The sequence below is a fragment of the Acetobacter sp. AN02 genome, assembly GCF_029759835.1.
GTDB lineage: Bacteria > Pseudomonadota > Alphaproteobacteria > Acetobacterales > Acetobacteraceae > Acetobacter.
The window spans coordinates 1-3,132 of sequence record NZ_JAJJND010000153.1; the positions used below are offsets into that span (position 1 = coordinate 1).

The window sequence follows — 3,132 nt, forward strand, 5'->3', positions numbered from 1 at the left end:
AACGGGATGAAGCTGCTCATCTCACCACCTTACAACATCACCACTTCACAGAGTACCCCAACCCGACAGGCTGCTAGCTTACAGTCAGACACAACGAGCAGAATTGCTTGATAATGTCTGCGATTACGCATGGCGGATTTCTGCCCCTGTCGCTGCCACGAAACACGAGGCGATGAAGACATGACCATGACGGACCTTTCCGACGAACGGGCTGCCACAAGGGCTGCAATCCGCAAGGCACGCAACAGCACGAAACCCACTGTCCCTGCCGATCAGGTTCTTGCTCTTCTGGATGCCGATCTGGCCCGGATTCAAGTCGCCATTGACGCCCTCCCTACGCCTCATCCCACGGATTGATGAGGGTGATACCGCAGTTGAGGAAATCGCGTGTATTCCGTGTCGCAAGGGATGCGCCACGGGACTGCGTGATGGCCGCGATCTGTGCATCAAACTGACTGATGGGTTCTCCGGCCTGCCGGCGTCGGGAGGCGATCTCGGCATAAACACGGGCCGCCTCTCCGTCGAAAGGCAGGATACGGCCGGAGAAATCCTCTTCGAACATGGTACGGGCGGCCGCGATCAGCAGATCCCGCCGTCGTCCTTCCGGTAGCAGCTCCAGCCCATACAGGACCTCGGCTTGGGTAATGGCCGTGATGAAGAGGGTCATCATGGACTGACGGGACATCCAGACCAGCACCGCCCTGTCAGGCCCGGAGCGCATCAGTTCGGAGAGGATGTTGGTGTCGAGAACGATCACACTCCGAAATCCACATCCCTGATGGCCTCACGGGATACCGCAGGCAGATCTACCCCGCCGAGCCTGGCAAAACGCTGGTGGATGGCCTGACCGGCATCTACCCCCTGAGAGACTTCAGCGGAAAGAGCCGAGCGCAGGATATCGCGCACCTCTTCTTCCATGGAACGCCCATGCTGCGCTGCGCGCAGACGAAGCCGCTGCTTGAGACTGTCATCGATATTGCGGATGGTCATGACGGCCACGGGAACCTCCATTAGGCAATAACAGCATTGTAGTCATTGACTGCACATTCTTCAATCATCAAGTGCAGGTTGGAGTGTTTGAGGGACATGAATGTTGATTTTCACTGAGAACTGACCCGGTCAGGGCGGAAGACTTCAAAATCCACAGTCCGGGAAAATGCTTCGAGCTGATCACCAGGCCCGCTCAACCGGGCAAGCCGCTCTTCAACATCAAAGAAACCAGACTGCTTCATCAGCCACTCCTCCAGTCATCACACAAGAGAGGGAATCACACAGAGAAACCTAAAACCAGAGGGTTTTTCGAACCCTCCAGATCCCTGCATATTTGCGCACAGGAAAGAGCGAAGAGAGTGGGGCATGGCAGCGCCTTGTGGGAGCGGGTAACAGATCTTATCCCGCTGTGGCACGTTGCATAGGCGACGGTTACCCCCGTCATCCCGGATTCACAAACACGGAGAGTCTTCATGACACAGGCATCTGTTACGGAAACGACCACCATCCGCGGGCTTAAACAACCCGTCTCACGCATAGCGCTCGGCACATGGGCTATTGGCGGATGGATGTGGGGCGGTCCGGATGACAAGAACGCCATTGCCACCATTCAGGAAGCCGTTGATCTGGGGATCACGCTGATCGATACGGCCCCTGTCTATGGGTTTGGCCACTCGGAAGAGATTGTGGGACAGGCCCTTGCCGGACAACGGGAGAAGGTGGCGATCGCAACCAAGGCTGGTCTGGACTGGAAAGAAGATCACAAGCCGTTCCGCAATACGTCACCGGCGCGCATCCGCAAGGAAATCGAGGACTCGCTGCGTCGTCTGCGCACCGATTACATCGATCTTTATCAGGTCCATTGGCCGGATTCCGCGGTGCCTATGGAGGAGACAGCCCGCGCGCTCGAAGATCTGGTCAAGGAAGGCAAGGTGCTGGCGCTTGGTGTCAGCAACTTCACCATCGCCGAGATGGAGGCTTTCCGTTCAGTCGCGCCGCTGTCCGCTGTGCAGCCACCTTACAATCTGTTCGAACGCGGCATGGAGCGGGATATCCTGCCGTATGCGCGCCAGCACGATCTGACTATCCTGGCTTACGGGCCGCTCTGTCGTGGTCTGTTGTCAGGCAAGATGACAGCCGAGACCACGTTTGGTTCTGATGATCTGCGGAGTGCCGACCCCAAGTTCCAGTCGCCCCGCTTTGCCCAGTATCTGGAAGCCATGCGCCAGTTACGGGATTTTGCGCGTGAGAAGCATGACAAGTCGCTTCTGGCGCTGGCCATTCGCTGGGTGCTCGATCAGGGGCCGACGATTGCCCTGTGGGGAGCACGTCGTCCGGACCAGATTGCAGCGATCGCGGATGCAGTGGGCTGGCATCTGAGTGCTGATGATCTGCGCGACATCGATACGATCCTAAAGACCTGCATCAAGGACCCTGTCGGTCCCGAATTCATGGCTCCTCCGGGACGCTGACCCGGCACTTGTGGGTTGGGATTGTCCTGTATCAGGTAATCTGATTTCTCTTGTCGTTGCAGGAAGAGTGTGGAGAAGGTTACCTGAGGTCTGACGGGCCTAACAGAACAGGTCGTCAACACAGCGGAGATCGTATGAGCGCACACTTGCCACTGAAACAGGGCAGCCGCCTGGTCCTTGCCAGCCACAACAAGGGCAGGCTGGCCGAGTTCGCTGCTCTTCTTGCGCCTTACGGGGTCGTTTTCGGGGATGGCAAGTTCGCCCCTGCCCGCTAAACAATATGGGGCAATGCTTGACGCTCTCCACCTGACCGGATCCTGGTCCGTTCTTCGCCCGCGTGTTCTCGAACAGGTGGATCGTCTCACCCGGCAACGTCTGGGCGAGGTCGACGCTTCGGCCGACGTGTTGCGCCCCATTCTCTCAACCGCCTGCTTCTCCCCTCCCCTGCCCGTCCTCATCGCCGGCAGCGCGCTTCCCGATGGCGACTTCCTGCCGGACACTGAACTCCCCCAAAGCGCGGACCACGCGGCCGTTGCCCGCACGATGGTCGAAACCGCCCTCCCCTCCCTACCTGTTGGCTTCCGGCTTGAGCTGGTGCTGTCACGTTAACTTTGAGCCGTGCTAAACTGAACTGATGAGCAAGAGGTCAGTGAGTTACAAACGGCATTGT

General features: G+C 58.2%; 6 protein-coding genes and 1 pseudogene. 4 read left to right on the top strand and 3 right to left on the bottom strand.

Annotated features, from left to right (window positions below; all coding sequences use genetic code 11):
• Window positions 1–186 precede the first annotated feature (186 nt).
• Entirely contained in the window at window positions 187–357 is a 171-nt protein-coding gene (locus LOC54_RS11855; protein ID WP_279313997.1) for a hypothetical protein, read from the top strand.
• Here LOC54_RS11855 and LOC54_RS11860 read toward each other — a convergent pair.
• The 3 genes and pseudogenes from LOC54_RS11860 to LOC54_RS11870 form a co-directional block, all read right to left on the bottom strand.
• Window positions 335–757 (bottom strand): type II toxin-antitoxin system VapC family toxin, encoded by a 423-nt coding sequence (locus LOC54_RS11860; RefSeq protein WP_279313998.1) that lies wholly within the window; start codon window positions 755–757, stop codon window positions 335–337. The two genes, LOC54_RS11855 and LOC54_RS11860, sit on opposite strands and share 23 nt — an antisense overlap.
• A complete protein-coding gene (locus tag LOC54_RS11865) occupies window positions 754–1,011 on the bottom strand; it encodes a FitA-like ribbon-helix-helix domain-containing protein (protein ID WP_039732546.1) in 258 nt (85 codons plus the stop codon). Before LOC54_RS11865 ends, LOC54_RS11860 begins: the two co-directional genes overlap by 4 nt.
• Window positions 1,012–1,118: 107 nt before the next feature.
• A pseudogene (locus LOC54_RS11870) lies at window positions 1,119–1,232 on the bottom strand (IS5/IS1182 family transposase); the annotation flags it as partial.
• Window positions 1,233–1,463: 231 nt separating this feature from the next.
• Between LOC54_RS11870 and LOC54_RS11875 the strand changes: the two are divergent.
• From LOC54_RS11875 to LOC54_RS11885, 3 genes are all read left to right on the top strand, one after another.
• Complete coding sequence (locus LOC54_RS11875) at window positions 1,464–2,462, top strand: aldo/keto reductase (RefSeq protein ID WP_279313999.1); 999 nt, start codon at window positions 1,464–1,466, stop codon at window positions 2,460–2,462.
• A 134-nt stretch (window positions 2,463–2,596) separates the two neighbouring features.
• Window positions 2,597–2,737 carry a hypothetical protein gene (locus tag LOC54_RS11880; RefSeq protein ID WP_279314000.1) on the top strand — a complete coding sequence of 47 codons (141 nt, stop codon included), beginning with the start codon at window positions 2,597–2,599 and terminating at the stop codon, window positions 2,735–2,737.
• Window positions 2,738–2,750: 13 nt separating this feature from the next.
• The gene (locus tag LOC54_RS11885) at window positions 2,751–3,071 is read left to right on the top strand and encodes a hypothetical protein (RefSeq protein ID WP_279314001.1); all 321 of its coding nucleotides are present in this window, start codon (window positions 2,751–2,753) and stop codon (window positions 3,069–3,071) included.
• Window positions 3,072–3,132: the final 61 nt, after the last annotated feature.